The organism is Pseudomonas sp. MWU12-2037, assembly GCF_023242345.1.
GTDB classification, from domain to species: Bacteria; Pseudomonadota; Gammaproteobacteria; order Pseudomonadales; family Pseudomonadaceae; genus Aquipseudomonas; species Aquipseudomonas gingeri_D.
This window is the reverse complement of the sequence record NZ_JALLIZ010000010.1, coordinates 22,738-35,748: the sequence shown is the minus strand read 5'-3', so window position 1 is coordinate 35,748 and position 13,011 is coordinate 22,738. Positions and strand designations below refer to the sequence as shown.

At 61.4% G+C, this 13,011-nt stretch carries 12 protein-coding genes; 6 read left to right on the top strand and 6 right to left on the bottom strand.

Annotation, left to right across the window (positions count from 1 at the left end; all coding sequences use genetic code 11):
- The first annotated feature begins 122 nt into the window (after positions 1–122).
- Together M5B42_RS19155 and M5B42_RS19150 are read left to right on the top strand one after the other, a co-directional pair.
- A complete protein-coding gene (locus M5B42_RS19155; protein ID WP_103497538.1) occupies positions 123–794 on the top strand; it encodes an ATPase in 672 nt (223 codons plus the stop codon).
- 357 nt (positions 795–1,151) lie between these two features.
- Positions 1,152–2,108 (top strand): cation diffusion facilitator family transporter, encoded by a 957-nt coding sequence (locus M5B42_RS19150; protein WP_103497539.1) that lies wholly within the window; start codon positions 1,152–1,154, stop codon positions 2,106–2,108.
- 23 nt (positions 2,109–2,131) lie between these two features.
- Here M5B42_RS19150 and ddlA read toward each other — a convergent pair whose 3' ends face one another.
- The 4 genes from ddlA to M5B42_RS19130 form a co-directional block, all read right to left on the bottom strand.
- Positions 2,132–3,226, bottom strand: coding sequence for a D-alanine--D-alanine ligase (gene ddlA, locus M5B42_RS19145; RefSeq protein WP_248746734.1), 1,095 nt, complete (start codon positions 3,224–3,226; stop codon positions 2,132–2,134).
- Positions 3,227–3,459: 233 nt separating this feature from the next.
- Entirely contained in the window at positions 3,460–3,912 is a 453-nt protein-coding gene (locus M5B42_RS19140) for a carboxypeptidase regulatory-like domain-containing protein (RefSeq protein ID WP_152740103.1), read from the bottom strand.
- 294 nt (positions 3,913–4,206) lie between these two features.
- The gene (locus tag M5B42_RS19135; RefSeq protein ID WP_248746733.1) at positions 4,207–5,076 is read right to left on the bottom strand and encodes a Dyp-type peroxidase; all 870 of its coding nucleotides are present in this window, start codon (positions 5,074–5,076) and stop codon (positions 4,207–4,209) included.
- A 74-nt stretch (positions 5,077–5,150) separates the two neighbouring features.
- Positions 5,151–6,758 (bottom strand): sensor domain-containing diguanylate cyclase, encoded by a 1,608-nt coding sequence (locus tag M5B42_RS19130; protein ID WP_248746732.1) that lies wholly within the window; start codon positions 6,756–6,758, stop codon positions 5,151–5,153.
- Positions 6,759–6,917: 159 nt separating this feature from the next.
- On the opposite strand from M5B42_RS19130, the gene M5B42_RS19125 reads away from it, so the two are divergent.
- Positions 6,918–7,397, top strand: a complete 480-nt coding sequence (locus M5B42_RS19125; protein WP_103497544.1) for a RidA family protein — start codon at positions 6,918–6,920, stop codon at positions 7,395–7,397.
- Here the strand turns inward: M5B42_RS19125 and M5B42_RS32125 are convergent.
- On the bottom strand, positions 7,390–8,706 hold the full coding sequence (locus tag M5B42_RS32125; RefSeq protein WP_177101201.1) for a PAS domain-containing methyl-accepting chemotaxis protein: 1,317 nt from the start codon (positions 8,704–8,706) through the stop codon (positions 7,390–7,392). The two genes, M5B42_RS19125 and M5B42_RS32125, sit on opposite strands and share 8 nt — an antisense overlap.
- Positions 8,707–8,895: 189 nt before the next feature.
- Between M5B42_RS32125 and M5B42_RS19110 the strand changes: the two genes are divergently transcribed.
- On the top strand, positions 8,896–9,120 hold the full coding sequence (locus M5B42_RS19110; protein WP_248746731.1) for a DUF6555 family protein: 225 nt from the start codon (positions 8,896–8,898) through the stop codon (positions 9,118–9,120).
- A gap of 50 nt (positions 9,121–9,170) precedes the next feature.
- Here M5B42_RS19110 and M5B42_RS19105 read toward each other — a convergent pair whose 3' ends face one another.
- Positions 9,171–10,373 carry an ROK family transcriptional regulator gene (locus tag M5B42_RS19105; protein ID WP_103497547.1) on the bottom strand — a complete coding sequence of 401 codons (1,203 nt, stop codon included), beginning with the start codon at positions 10,371–10,373 and terminating at the stop codon, positions 9,171–9,173.
- A gap of 205 nt (positions 10,374–10,578) precedes the next feature.
- On the opposite strand from M5B42_RS19105, the gene M5B42_RS19100 reads away from it, so the two are divergent.
- Together M5B42_RS19100 and M5B42_RS19095 are read left to right on the top strand one after the other, a co-directional pair.
- Positions 10,579–12,015 carry an APC family permease gene (locus M5B42_RS19100; protein ID WP_152740106.1) on the top strand — a complete coding sequence of 479 codons (1,437 nt, stop codon included), beginning with the start codon at positions 10,579–10,581 and terminating at the stop codon, positions 12,013–12,015.
- Positions 11,996–12,997: an ROK family protein gene (locus M5B42_RS19095; RefSeq protein ID WP_248746730.1), complete on the top strand. Its 1,002-nt coding sequence runs from the start codon at positions 11,996–11,998 to the stop codon at positions 12,995–12,997. Before M5B42_RS19100 ends, M5B42_RS19095 begins: the two co-directional genes overlap by 20 nt.
- Positions 12,998–13,011: the final 14 nt, after the last annotated feature.

Sequence of the window (13,011 nt, the reverse complement as noted above, 5' to 3'; positions counted from 1 at the left end):
CAAGGCAAGGCCGCCTATCATTCGTTCAGTTGATAGTAACCATCAAGGAATGCAAGTTCAGTTTTTCTGTCAAAGGAGGAGGATAGCGTCATGCCGAACCGACTTCAGAAGGAAAACGCGCGATGAGAATTTCTACCTTGCTGGCTCTTGTCGCCGTATTGACCGGCGGCTTCGTCGCTACCGTCCCAGCCTACGCGGCGGACGATCAATCCTGCCATTTCCTGCCGGTGGCCGACAGTGCCGCCAGCCTCAAGCACGCCCAATCGGTGGGGGTGCTTTACAGTGAAAACACCGTCAGCACCCTCCAGTACCTTGAGCGCTACCATAGCGTTGCGCTGAGCGGTGCGAAGAATGCGGCACTGGACCCACGCATCAGCGACGCCTTCGTCAACAGCTCAGATCCGAAGCTGGCCATCGACTGGCTCATGGGCTCGCTGCAGAAACAGTTCAGCTCGGTGACCGTCTACGACAACCTCGACGCGCTGGTAAAGGCCCGTCCTGACGTGGTGGTGATGCTCGACACCTACAGCCGTCTGGTGACCAAGCGCAACAGCCAGTTCGAAGCGCGTTTCGTCGCCACGTTCTACGACTCGAACCTGCAGTACATCGGCAAGGCCGAAGGCTTCGGTGGCAAGGAACTGCCTTCGGTCTGGGTCCATGGCAAGGCCGCGCCGGAGATTGCCGCGCAAATCAACCAGCAACGCGATTTGCAGGTCAATGCCCTGAAGCAATTCGATGCCTCGCTCAAAGCCTTGGTGACCACCGGTGAAACCGATCGGGTCGCCACCAACTGATTCCATACATCGCCAGGGGAAGCCACGCTTCCCCTGCTATTTTCTACTCGCCAGCAATCAATATCCCGCCACTATTGGCGTCAATACAAGTGCCTTCGAACACGACACGATTAAACATTAAGATTCGCATTTAAGAACATAAGCAATATGCAGACGAAACAAATTTTCAATCGCCCTGATTATTTAAATAGCCTGTGTATCCCCTTCAACTTTTGAGTATGCTTTATCCCTTGAACTCGTCTGTTTCAAGGCGAACGCCAATGATTGCCAATGACCTCAGAACCCACACCTGGTTAGTCGACTAGCCTGGTGCGCCGCGGGCTGAGAGTCATTTGCAAATAAGGGAAGAAGTTTCTAATGAACGATGAACAGTTCTCCGACGAACACGAGGACGAACGCTACAGTCCTGCCGAACGTGCGGCAGCGGCGTCCCGTTGTACCTGGGTCAGTGTCGGGGTCAACCTGGCGTTGTCCTGCATTCAGATCATCGTCGGTATCCTGTCGAAATCCCAAGGCCTGATCGCCGACGGTATTCATTCCCTGTCGGATTTGATTGCCGACTTTGTGGTGTTGTTCGCCGGCCATAAAAGCAAGCAGGACGCCGACGAAGGCCATCCCTATGGGCACCTGCGCTTTGAAACCGCCGCCTCGATGATCCTCGGCCTGCTGCTGCTGGCCGTGGGCATCGGCATGATCGGTTCGGCCGTGCTCAAGCTGCAAACCCCGGAATCCATCCAGAAAGTACACATCACCGCGCTATGGGTGGCGGGCGCCGCGCTGGTGACCAAGGAGCTGCTGTTTCGCTACATGCTCGCCGTGGCGAAGAAGGTGAAGTCGAGCCTGTTGATTGCCAATGCCTGGCATGCACGCTCGGATGCGGCCTCGTCGCTGGTGGTCGGTGTCGGGATTGTCGGCAACCTGGCGGGCTACCCGATTCTTGATCCGATTGCCGCACTGGTGGTCGGCGGCATGATCGCCAGGATGGGCTGGTCGTTCGGCTGGAACGCCTTGAACGACCTGATGGACAGCGCCGCCGATGAAGAAGAGGTGGCGTCCATCCGCACCACGCTGCTGGAAACCCCCGGCATCAAGGGCGTGCACGATGTACGCACACGCAAGATGGGCGACATGCTCGCGGTCGATGCACATATCGAAGTCGAGGCTTCTATTTCCGTTGAAGAAGGGCATGCGATTGCCGTGGCCGCGCGTGAAAATGTCATGCTGCGCCATCGGGTACTGAACCTGATGACGCACATTGACCCCTGGCATCGGCCGGACCTGGACCATCTCGACCCGTCCAGATCCGGAGCCTGAAACCTGGGCTCTTCCACGGGCCTTTAACGGCTGTTCTTCAGACTCCTGCGCGCCGCATGCCGCTCCAGCGCCAGTTCGATCAGGCGGCTCACCAGCTCGCTATAGCTCATGCCCGCCGCCTGCCAGAGCTTGGGGTACATGCTGATGCGGGTAAAACCGGGCAACGAGTTGACCTCGTTGATCAGCACTTCGCCGCCAGTGGTAAGAAACACATCGACCCGCGCCAACCCGGCGCAGCCCAGCACCTGGAACGCCTCGATGGCCTGTGCGCGAATGCGCTCGCTGTCCTCTTCGCTGATCGCCGCCGGCACCACCACTTCGGCGGCCTGCTCATCAATGTATTTACTGTCGTAGGAGTAGAAGCCGCTGCGCACGACGATCTCGCCGCAACCGCTGGCAATCGGTTGGTCGTTGCCGAGGATCGCGCATTCGATCTCCCGCCCGCTGACCGCCGATTCGATCAAGACCTTTTCGTCAAAGCTCAGCGCCAGGGCCAAGGCGGCCTGATACTCCTCGGCGGTCTCCACCTTGCTCACGCCCACCGACGAGCCCTGGTTCGCCGGTTTGATAAACAGTGGCAGGCCCAGCTTCGCCTGTGCGGCCTCGAAGCCGAGCCGGGAGGCGGTGGCCCGGTTCACGCTGATAAAGGGGGTCACCGCCAGCCCGGCATCGCGCAACAGGCGCTTGCTCACGTCCTTGTCCATGCACACCGCCGAACCGAGTACATCGGAGCCGACAAAGGGCAGGTCGGTCATGCGCAGCAAGCCTTGCAGGCAACCATCTTCGCCGAGGGTGCCGTGGACGATGGGGAAGATCACATCGACCTGCTCCAGCAGCGCCTGGCTGCTGGTGTCCACCAACTGCTGGCTGGACTTGCCGGGTACCACGGCCAGTTCGCGATTGGATTGGTTCAAGGCGATAAGCGCCGGGTTTTCGGCGTTGATCAGGTAGTTGGAGCTGTCGTTGAGATGCCAGTGGCCCTGCTTGTCGATGCCGATCAGGATCGGTTCGAAACGCTCGCGGTCCAGTGCATCGACCACATTGCGCGCCGATTGCAGCGACACCTCATGCTCCGCCCCCAACCCACCGAAAATAATCCCGACTCGCAACTTGCCCATCTTCCGACCTCGTGTCCAAATCTGTGTTTCAGGGAGATTCCCTTTGTGCGCAGACTATTCCCAAGGCGCTGCTTTGGCATCCCCTGATTTACGCTTTTTTTTGAACACTACAGCACTGTAGGAGCCGGCTTGCTGGCGATTGCGGCGGTACGTATTGCATCGTAATTGCCAGTGACAACCGCGTTGCATCTTGCACCGCAATCGCCAACAAGCCGGCGCCTACAGAACTCGCATCATTCGTTTCGCCAATGCACATTCACCGTCTGGCCAGCCATACCATTGAGAACAACGCTCTGCCGGTCCTCGTGACCATTACGGCGGCTGACAACCTCATATTTGCCCTCGGGCAACTTGACGTAGACCATCGGTCCGACCTGAGTCAGCGACAACACCGACTCTCCGCCAGCCTTTTGGATCGTAATGTCCACATCGGGCAGGTACTCGCCCTTGGGTCCGACGGTCGAAACAATATGCAGGTTGTAACCACGGGTATGCAGCAATGCCTGGGTCTCATCCTCGCCGACCCCGCCCACCAGGTAAGACACGCCGTTCTGAGTCTGCGGCGATAGCTGTACCGCGTCCTGGTTGATCGGTTCACTGCCACCCACCGCCCAAGCGGTCGAGGACACGCCCAACAGCACAAGCCCGGACAAGGCACAGCCTAAAAGAACACGAATGGAGATCATGATGAACACTCCCTGGCTCCGATGGAGCCCGAGTCTCATCCTTCATGCGGGGCTGTCGCCCGATTTCGTTCGACAGTCGGGTGCGGGTCTCTGGATGGCGAGCAAGCGGCGCGGATGAGCGGGGGTTAACTTCACTTCTCGCAACGACTGCACTTTAAAGTCTAGTGCCGACCGACAGCCCGCTTAGATCAATTTCAAGCCATGGCGGAGGCCGGATAGGACAACCGGTTTCCAGAAATACGGGGGAAAACGCCCGATGGCTGGCATCGGGCGTGGGTCAGGCACGGCAGCGGCTCAAGCGGCGTTCAGCACACTCAGGTCCAGGCGCCCTTCGCGCAACGGCGGGCACCAGTAATAGCCGCCGGTAATCGGCCGGCTGAAGCGATACAAGCCGTCGACGATGCCATCGTCCAGGCCGCTCATGCGCCGCAGTTGCGCCTCGAACGCCTCTAAGGAATGGCCGAACGCCAGGAACATCAGGCCCGCACCCTGCTCGTTCGACCAGGGCATTGAGCGGCGCACCACGAAGGCCTCCGGGGCAAAGCTCTCCTGGGCGGTACGTTTGACGTGGGCGGACTCCGGTGCGTCGTCCAGCTCTTCATTGTCGCTCTTGCGCCGCCCCATGATGTTGTCCTGCTCATGGGCGGGCAGCGCGGCGAAACCATCCAGGTCATGCTGCCACTGCTGGATCGCGGCAAAGCTGCCACCGTCCGCGGCGATCCCCGCCGCCACCGCGGCCTCGTCCACCGGGTTCTCGGTGCCGTCTTCATAACCGGTCAGGTCGTGGCCGCTCTTGTGGCGGAAGGCCTCGGTCATCTGCACCAACTTCAGGGCCGGCGCCAGCGCCTGCTCCAGCGCACGACTGCGCAGCAGCAAATCGCCACGATCTTCACCCTGTAACCAGCACCACAGGGCATGCTGGGTCGACGGATTATCCACCCCTACGCCGGTGATAACGGGAAAGGCCCGCACCCCTTGGACATGGCCACCCAGCGCCTGCACCAACGACTCGCCAAAACCGACCACGGTATGCTTTACGTCCACCAGCCGGGTGAGATTGTCGAGTGCGGCCGGCAATGCTTCGGCGGATTCAAGGGCGAAAAACAGGTGGCGTGCCTGCAAGGGCACAGGCTTGGCAAGGATGCCGGGCTGGTAGTGACTCATGGGAGCTCCTTTGGCAAAGCACGGAGTTTACCTTTGTTGCGCTCGCTACGCTTGCGACTGAAGCGACGGCGCCCTCAGAGCTTCTGTGTCATATAACGACCGCGCCCGGTTTTCTTGGCCTGGTACATGACCCGATCAGCAGCCAGCAGCAACGCATCGGCGGAACTCTCGCCGTTGCCCAGGGCGATACCGATCGAGACCCCCACCTGGCAAACCGTGCCGGCAATCAGAAAGGGCGTACTCAGTGCCGCGATGCATTTGGTGGCCACGGTACTCACGGTGTCTTCGGCATCGGTCCCGAGATCGCTCAACAGGATCACGAACTCATCACCGCCGATGCGCGCCAGGGTATCGCTCAGCCGCACCACCGCGCCAAAGCGCTTCGCCACCTGACGCAAGACCTCGTCACCGGCCTCGTGCCCGAGGGTGTCATTGATTCGTTTGAAGCCATCGAGGTCCATGAACAACAAGCCGACCTGCGTGCCTTTGCGCTGGGCCTGCGCCAACACCTGACGCAAGCGGCCAGAGAGGTGATGGCGGTTGGGCAAGCCTGTCAGGGTGTCGTGATGGGCGATCTTCTCGAGCTCCGCCTGCTTCTCGTTGAGCTTGAGCAACAGGCGATTGAACGCCGAGATCAAGTGACCGACTTCATCGTTACGCACCACCGGCAGGGGCGCATGGGGCAGTTCGTCTCGGGTCATGCAGTCCGCCTGGGCAGCGGCATGGAACAATGGACGAAAGAAAAAATACAGCACGATGGAACAGATAATGCCGAACAGAAAAATCGAGGCGATGGCCCCCCTGATCAGGAAACGCTGGGTTCGCTCAACGGTTGAAAAGGCCTCGTGGCCAGGCAGGCTGGCCACAATGAACCAACCCGTGCTGGGTACGGAGACCATGGCGCGGAGCTCTTCCTTGCCCTCGGCGTTGAGCGTGATCCCGGTACCGCGAAAACCCGCCATGGCCTGGTCCATCAGGGCATCGAGGCCCGGCCGCGATACCGGCTTGAAACCGATCCCCTGCGTGGAAGATTCGATCTGCAGGCGACTTTCCGGAAAAACCAGCTGGAACTCGCCCGTTGTCGTTCCCCCGCGGCTCTGCAGCAAGGAATCAAGAAACCCGGGGGCGGCGAGCGACATCATGCCAACGATGACGCCCCGTACCTCGCCCTCTGCATTCATGATCGGCGCGGAGATCGGCAGCATCGGTTCCGCCTTCGACCGGCCCTCGATCGGCCGGCCGATAAAGGGCTTACCGGCCAACCCGGCCTGAACATAATCACGATCCGCATAATCGCTATCGGGCGAAGCTTCTTGATTGGGGTCGCCCGCCACCCGCTTGCCACGGGCGTCGACGATAAAGAGATCGGTCGAGATCAGGGCCTGGTAGGGAGATCGGTCCTTCAGCCAGCCGCGCAGTTGTTCAGGCTGCGCCAACAAGTCGAGGGGCATGCTGGCCGCAAGGCGCTCGATCAAGAGCCTGCGCCGAACAATCTTAATGTCGACATCGTGCGCGACATAAGTCGCCAACGCCAGTTGCTGGCCTTCCACGACGGCGCTCAGGTCCTCGCGCAGGAAGTGGGTCAATACGTAATAGCGCACGATAGCGCCAGACACGACAATGCACAGCGCCAACACCAGCAATCGGGTCAACACGCTGTTGTAGATTCGGGCGAAGGTCAAAACGGCATGATGTTTTTTTGACATTATCGAAGTGTAACCGACGACATTACACTTTTCGCTATTTTCCCCAACGCTGCACGCACGCCATAGCAAAGCCTTGCGTAGGCAGAATCGCGCTTAGCCCATATGCACTGAACATCACTTATCAGGAGCTGGACCATGTCAGACACCAGAAACGCCTCATTTGATGCCATCGCCCGGGAACTCGGCTACAGCTTCGAGGGTGAAATGAAGATCGGCGGCAACTACGTACCGGCGGTGCGGAACGATCTTGAAGTCTATGTCAGCGGGCAGATTCCGCGCGTCGATAATACCGTGATGGTGACGGGCCGAGTGGGCGCCGAAACCACACTGGAGCGGGCGCGGCACGGGGCGCAGATCAGCACCATGCGGGCCCTGGCGATTTTGCGCCAGCTGCTCGACGGCGACCTCGGACGGATCAGGAAAGTCCTGCGCATCAATGTGTACGTGCAGAGCGCGGCGGACTTCACTCAACAAAGTGAAGTCGCCGACGGGGCGTCCGAGGTACTGTATTCGGTATTCGGCGAGGCCGGAGTGCATACACGTACCTCGGTCGGGGTGTACCAACTGCCGAAAAACGCCTCGGTCGAGGTGGATATGGTAGTGGCGCTCAACTAGACAACTGGTTGGCGAACTGCCCGACCGCATTGACCACCTTCTGCGCGCCGTCCTGGATCTCGACGATCACCGTGCCCGCCTCTGCCGCCAGCGCAAGACCTTCCTCGGCCTGGGTCTTGCCGCTGTTCATCAGCGACACCGCGTCCCGCGCCATGTCCTGGTTCTGCCGGACCACACCGACGATCTCGTCCGTAGCCTGGCTGGTACGCGAGGCCAACTGCCGCACTTCGTCGGCCACCACCGCAAACCCACGACCCTGCTCACCCGCGCGCGCCGCCTCGATGGCCGCGTTGAGCGCCAGCAGGTTGGTCTGCTCGGCAATGCCGCTGATGGTCTTGACGATGGTGCCGATCACCTGGGACTGCGCATTCAAGGCTTCGATGCCGTCGCTGGCGGTTTGCATGTGCGCGGCCAGATCACGCATCACCTCCACCGCCTGGGTCACCACGGTGGTTCCGCGCTGGGCGGTGCTGTCGGTCTGCAACGAAGTGCTGTAGGCAATGTTCGCCGCCTCGGCCACCGCCTTCTCCTGGTTCACCTGGGCGGTGATCACGGTGGCGAACTTGACCACTTTGTAGAGCTTTTCGTTGGCATCGAGGACCGGGTTATAGGACGCCTCCAGCCAGACCTCGCGACCATGGCTGTCGACCCGCTTGAAGCGACCGGCGACGAACTCACCGGCATTCAGGCGCTTCCAGAACGCCTGGTATTCGGCGCTGCTGGATTCAGCCGGCTCACAGAAGACACGGTGATGCTTGCCCTGGATCTGCGGCAGGCTGTAACCCATGGCATTGAGGAAGCGGTCGTTGGCGGTGAGCACTTCACCGGCCAGGTTGAACTCGATCACCGCGGTGGAACGCAACAGCGCACCGATCAGGTTTTCGTGCTCGCGTGACGATTCGATGGTGCGGGTCAGATCGTTGGAGTAAATCGAAAAACTGCGGATACGTCCCAGGGAATCACGAATCGGCTGCAGGATCGAACGCAGCCAGGCTTCCTGGCCATTACCGCGCAGCAAGCGCACCGCACCGCTGAAATGCTCGCCCCGGGTCAAGGCATTCTTGAAACGCTGCTGAAAGTCAGAATGCTTGAGATAGTCCGGCACGAACTCATCCAGGCTGCGCCCCACCAGCGACGTGCTCGGGTAGAGCATTTCCTGGATGAAATTCTGGTTGGCCGATTCGATGCGACCGTCGGGGTCCAGGGTCAGCACGAGCATTTCCTGCTCCAGGCTATCCTTGACTTGCTGGACGCTGGAGAGTTCTTCACGAAGAGCCGAGAGCTCCTGCTTCAAGCCTTTGTTAAACATGGGTGGCACCGATGGGCAAATGAAAGCGCGGGTAATCAGTCATTGGCATCGGCTAGGGCAGTTTTTTCTGAAGGCGGATTCCGGGTTATTTCCAGCGAGCGGCCAGCGAACAATTCGACTGAATTTTTTCCGCCCCCCGGGATCACTTTAGAACGACAAGGACGTATCCCCAGGAGGATTCCCAGGTTTATGAGCACGGCAAAGCTTTTCGTTATCGACTACACCCTTAATGGCACGCCCAAGTCTTTCGTGATTCGCTTGGAGTACATGGACAATGCCGAGGCCTGGCACTGGGCCAGTTGTGATGCCGGCGTGGGCCGCATCGGCAAGTTCGGTCGCGAACGGGTGAAGAAAACCAGCAAACCCATGGCCGAGAAATTCGGCATCGACGCGGTGAGCTGGCGCCAGGCCTGAAACATTCCCACTGCGTGGCCGGGGGCCGTTCGTTGCCCCTGGCCGCGCCCTTATTCCGGCTTGAGCAACGCCTCATAATCCGGACTGATTTCCGCCAGGATCATCAAGGCCGCCGCCCCCAGCGCCACCGCGTCGTGCCCGGCAGTGCCGAGTTGCAGACGTGGGTACTCGCGGTCGCGACGACTGCTGATGGAACGGCTCAACGGTTCCAGCCCTTCCACCAGCCGATTCATGATCGCGGGCGGCAAGAAACCACTGATCAGGATGGTCTGCGGATCGAGCAGCGACTCGAGGATATTGATCGCCTGGCGCAAGGCCGGCACCGCCTCGTCGAGCCAGGCCTGGACACCAGCGGCAAAGCGCGGCTCGCTCATGTCCCAGGTGCTGATGTCCTGGTCGGCACGCTGGCCCAGGTGCTCAAGCAAGGCAGCAATGGAGATGTAGCGCTCCAGGCAACCGTGGTTGCCGCAATGACAGACCTTGCCGCCGGGCACCACAGTCATGTGGCCGATTTCCCCGGCGTTGTGCCAGTGCCCGGAATACAAGCGGTTACCCAGGTACAAGCCAGCCCCCAGGCCGCTGCCGATAAACAGGTGGACGAAGTGCTGCAGGTCGCTGGCAATGCCGTGCAGGCGCTCGCCCATGGTCGCCGCCGTGGCATCGTTTTCCAGCAGCACCGGCAGGCCGACGGCCTGTTGCAGGCGCAGGGCAATATCAGGCTCGTCCCAACCGGACATCGCGGTCGGCCCCACCGCGGTCATGCCCTCGACACTGAACGGTCCCGGCAGAGCCACGCCGACGCCGAGGAAGCGTCCGTGGGGCAGTTGCCCGCGAAACGCCGTTACCGTCTCGAGAATCAGCGGCAAAGCCTCTTCGAAGCTGGGGTAGTTCACCGTCAGGGTGACTTGGGCGCGGGTGTTGCCCAACAGGTCGAGCATCACGCCGATGATCGAGTGCTGCGCCACGTGAAAGCCGAGGGAAAAGCCACCCTCCGGATTGATCGACAACGGCACCGGCGGCTGGCCACGACCGATCTTCTCGGCCGCATGCACCAGCAGCATCCCCTCCTCTTGCAACTCGGCGACGATATTCGACACCGTCTGCGCCGTCAGCGAGGTCAGTCGCGTCAGGTCGGCACGGGTCAGGCGTCCGCCCAGGCGAATGGCTTCGAGGATCACCCGGCGGTTGTGCAGGCGGGCGTGTTCAGCGTTGGTGCCGGTGGTCACCGTGCGGGTGTTCTGGAGACTTTTCATCGGCGAATGATCGGCGCTGCCAATTAATTAAATCAAGTTGAATTAATAGTCGTGACGTGCTTTTCTATTCGTCAGGTCGCCGCTGTCCCAGGCGCCCGCAACCCATAACAATAACGATACCGAGTCGCTGCAAGGCGTCGCCGGCACGCAGCACCTTCGCTACCTGCCGCCACCTTCGGTTACTCGCGCAAGAGGACGTCACAGCATGAGCATCTCCAATCCCCCCGGGCAGAGCTCGTCCGGCAGCAAACGCAAGATCGGTCTGTTTCCCGCCACGGCCATCAACATGAGCCAGATGTGCGGCGTCGGCCCGTTCATCACCATTCCCACCATGATCGTCATCATGGGCGGCCCACAGGCTTACCTGGGCTGGATTCTCGGCGCACTGCTGGCCCTGTGCGACGGCCTGGTCTGGGCCGAGCTCGGCGCTTCGCTGCCCGGCGCCGGTGGTACCTACGTCTACCTGCGCGAAGCCTTCGGCAAGCGCACCGGCAAGCTGTTGCCGTTCCTGTTCGTGTGGACCGCAATGCTGTTTATCCCGCTGATCATGTCCACCGGGATCATCGGCTTCGTGCAGTACCTGACCTGGTTCTGGCCGGACATGAGCCAGACCACCGGCAACCTCATCGGCCTGGTGCTGATCTGGCTGATCATCGTGCTGCTCTGGCGCAAGATCGAATCCATCGCCCGCCTGAGCATCGTGCTCTGGGTGATCATGCTGGCGAGTATCGCGGCGCTGATCGCCGCGGCCTTTTCGCACTTCCATCCGGAACTGGCCTTCAGCTTTCCCGAAGGCGCCTTCAACCTCGGCGACAGCAGTTTCTGGCTCGGCATGGCCGGTGGCCTGACCATCGGCATCTACGACTACCTGGGCTACAACACCTCGGCCTACCTGGCCGGGGAAGTCGAACAACCGGGCCGGGTGATCCCCAAGTCGATCGTCTGGTCGGTGCTCGGCATGCTGGTGATCTACCTGTTGATGCAGGTCGGCGTGCTCGGGGTGGTGGACTGGCACCGCATGCTCGACCAGAAGTCGGCGGCCTACAACTCCGTGGCCTCAGTGCTGCTCAGTGAAACCTGGGGCGATACCGCCGCGGCCGTGGTCACCGTGCTGATCCTGATCACCGCCGTGGCCTCGGTGTTCGCCGGCCTGCTCGGTGGTTCGCGGGTGCCGTTCGAAGCGGCGAAGGACAAGGTGTTCTTCAACGCCTTCAGCGTCACCCACCCCAAGCACGACTTCCCGGTCTACGGCATCCTGAGCATGGGCGTGCTGACCTCCGGCGGTTTCATGATCGGACGCCTGACCGACCTCACTACCCTGATCCAGTTGCTGACCACGGTGATGATCCTGGTGCAGTCGGTGGCGCAGATCATTTCACTGTTCGTGCTGCGCAAGACCAAGCCGCACCTGAGCCGTCCCTACACCATGTGGCTGTACCCGGTGCCGGCGGTGATCGCCCTGCTCGGCTGGGTCTACATTTACCTGGCGTCCAACCACAACGCGCCTGGCGCCTACCCGATCCAGTGGTCGCTGGTGTGGGTCGCGGCCGGTTGCGTGGCCTACCTGTTCTGGGCGCGGGTGCAACAACTCTGGCCCTTCAACAAGACAAGCGATACCCACGATGCACGAGCCGTTGAATAACCCGGACGCCACGGCGTCCACCCAAGGTGTGCTGCTGGCGATCGACGTCGGCGGCACCAAGACCCAGATCGCCTGCTACGACCCGGTCAGCCAGCACCTGAGCACCCGCAGGCTGACCACCCATGCCGACGGCGCCCGTGGCGTACCGGCCTTCGAGCGCATCCTCGCGGCGGCACGGGCCTGTGTCGGCGACTTTGGTACCTCACGGGTGGCCAGCGTGGCCGCGGTGTTCCCCGGGGTCGTGCGTGGTCGCAGCCTGTTGATGGCACCGAACACGCCGGGGTTCGAAGAACTCGACCTGCCGTCGTTGCTGGGCGAAGGCCTGGACACCCAAGCCGTGATGCTCGACAACGACGTCAAGGCCGGCGCGCTGGCCGAGGCCCGCTGGGGAGCGCTGGCGGGCATCGACAACGCCATCTACCTCAACCTGGGCACCGGCCTGGCGGCGGCGGCCATCGCCAATGGCCGTTTGATTCGCGGGCAGAACGGCGCGGCCATGGAAATCGGCTACATGCTGGAGCCCTTTCTCGACCCGATGTACCCCGAGCTGTGGCGGACCCACGCACAAGGTGCCGCGCCACTGGAAGAGTTTTTCTCGGGCGCCGCGCTGACCCGCCTGGCCACGGAAATGCTCGGGCCGGGCCACCGCGCCCTGGACCTGTTTGCCAGCCGTGACCTGACGGTTCGCCAGGTGCTGGAACGGCGTATCGCCGGCATGGCGGTGCAGGTCGGCAATCTCGCCGTGGCCCTCGATGTCGAGCGCATCGCCATCGGCGGCGGACTGTTTCACCAGGCCTCGACCCTGGCACCGGCACTGAAACAACTGATCGGCCAGGTGGTGCCCTTCCCTCCGGAGATTGTCGCCGCCCACTTTACCCATGACGCGCCGCTGTGGGGCGCCTTGAGCATGGCCATGGACGCCGCCGGCCTGAGCTTCATCCCCGGCGATCTTCTTTGCGTACCCGACGGCCCACGGGGCTGACGGACATCCAGGTA

What these genes read in the sequence shown, in the direction of transcription:
- M5B42_RS19155 (WP_103497538.1), top strand. Translation starts at nt 123, where the DNA reads ATGAGAATTTCTACCTTGCTGGCTCTTGTCGCCGTATTGACCGGCGGC.
- M5B42_RS19150 (WP_103497539.1), top strand. Translation starts at nt 1,152, where the DNA reads ATGAACGATGAACAGTTCTCCGACGAACACGAGGACGAACGCTACAGT.
- ddlA (WP_248746734.1), bottom strand. Translation starts at nt 3,226, where the DNA reads ATGGGCAAGTTGCGAGTCGGGATTATTTTCGGTGGGTTGGGGGCGGAG.
- M5B42_RS19140 (WP_152740103.1), bottom strand. Translation starts at nt 3,912, where the DNA reads ATGATCTCCATTCGTGTTCTTTTAGGCTGTGCCTTGTCCGGGCTTGTG.
- M5B42_RS19135 (WP_248746733.1), bottom strand. Translation starts at nt 5,076, where the DNA reads ATGAGTCACTACCAGCCCGGCATCCTTGCCAAGCCTGTGCCCTTGCAG.
- M5B42_RS19125 (WP_103497544.1), top strand. Translation starts at nt 6,918, where the DNA reads ATGTCAGACACCAGAAACGCCTCATTTGATGCCATCGCCCGGGAACTC.
- M5B42_RS32125 (WP_177101201.1), bottom strand. Translation starts at nt 8,706, where the DNA reads ATGTTTAACAAAGGCTTGAAGCAGGAGCTCTCGGCTCTTCGTGAAGAA.
- M5B42_RS19110 (WP_248746731.1), top strand. Translation starts at nt 8,896, where the DNA reads ATGAGCACGGCAAAGCTTTTCGTTATCGACTACACCCTTAATGGCACG.
- M5B42_RS19105 (WP_103497547.1), bottom strand. Translation starts at nt 10,373, where the DNA reads ATGAAAAGTCTCCAGAACACCCGCACGGTGACCACCGGCACCAACGCT.
- M5B42_RS19100 (WP_152740106.1), top strand. Translation starts at nt 10,579, where the DNA reads ATGAGCATCTCCAATCCCCCCGGGCAGAGCTCGTCCGGCAGCAAACGC.
- M5B42_RS19095 (WP_248746730.1), top strand. Translation starts at nt 11,996, where the DNA reads ATGCACGAGCCGTTGAATAACCCGGACGCCACGGCGTCCACCCAAGGT.